The sequence below is a fragment of the Sporomusa sp. GT1 genome (assembly GCF_014634905.1).
Classification (GTDB): domain Bacteria; phylum Bacillota; class Negativicutes; order Sporomusales; family Sporomusaceae; genus Sporomusa; species Sporomusa sphaeroides.
The window spans coordinates 1-1,082 of sequence record NZ_BMBX01000070.1; the positions used below are offsets into that span (position 1 = coordinate 1).

The 1,082-nt window shown below is 40.9% G+C and carries 2 protein-coding genes; both read left to right on the forward strand.

Annotation, left to right across the window (positions count from 1 at the left end; all coding sequences use genetic code 11):
- Nucleotides 1–204 (forward strand): 3-methyl-2-oxobutanoate hydroxymethyltransferase (locus GT1_RS21850; RefSeq protein WP_188400493.1); only part of this gene is annotated, 204 nt, incomplete at its 5' end.
- 529 nt (nt 205–733) lie between these two features.
- On the forward strand, nt 734–1,082 hold a 349-nt coding region (locus GT1_RS22460; protein WP_223226444.1), incomplete at its 3' end, for a hypothetical protein.

A 1,082-nucleotide genomic window follows, 5' to 3' on the forward strand; every position in this document is an offset into this window, starting at 1 on the left:
ATCTATGCCGACATGGTTGGCATGTATGATAACTTTACGCCGAAATTTGTGAAGAAATACGCCAATGTTGGCGAACACCTGACCAACGCTTTTAAAGCATATACCGAGGAAGTCCGGCAGGGACAATTCCCGGATGATGCGGAGCATACTTACAAAATGAGCGCCGCCGAAGAAGCAGAATTCTTAGCAGCATTGGTAAAATAGTACTTCTTGGCAACCTTTGCCCAGTAGGGAACCATATTAGTTATTAGCCCTAAGGATGGTAATGCCGCATGGATTCAATGGCAAAGCCGGAACAGAATGCATCACAAGGCAAGGAAGGCTGCGGGGGAAACCTCACAGCCTTTTGGGCTAATATAGGGAGGTTTTTAAAATAGACCTCAGGGCTATTCCTGTTTTTGGCTATTTGGGCTGCCAAGACGGTTGATGGTAACCCATAAAGCTAATGATTGCTCTAAGCGTTATTATTGCTGTATGTTCAGGATTTTTGGACAATGTAACACTGGGCTATTAATAGTTCCGGTAATGCTGAGGATTATTAAGGAGCTCCAGGTCAATCCAGTTGTAATAATGGCTAATCATATGAATTTTAATATAATGTAACTATTTTGATGAAAGTCTTAAAATTCCTAGGTTTTTTAGGTTATAACGAGAGTGTGTATGTAAATTGACATGAAAATGCGATGGAAGAATAGAAGACGGATATGTAATAGAACGGAACGGTTAGCGATTATTGCCAGATAATCTAATCGGTGCAATTGGTGCGGAGTACAATTCAGGAAAATCCTATCCTGCTCATGACAAAATTGTAGAGAATAAGACAAGATGGCCTTTCGTTTCCCACAAGATGACAAGATTCCTAATGAAGATGTCAAAAAATTCAGAAGGTAAAGACGCCTTTTTCAGGAATATTTATAGACATAAAGCATACCTGAAGTTTAGCTTACCCGCGAGCAGGACTCACGGAACGAGAGCAATTATCATAGAGACTGCATTATTTTTAAAGGAGGTCGATTTTTATGAGTTGTGGTTGCAGCCGCAGCCAGCAATTACGCAAAGTCAATTATCAGGGAGACGGCTTG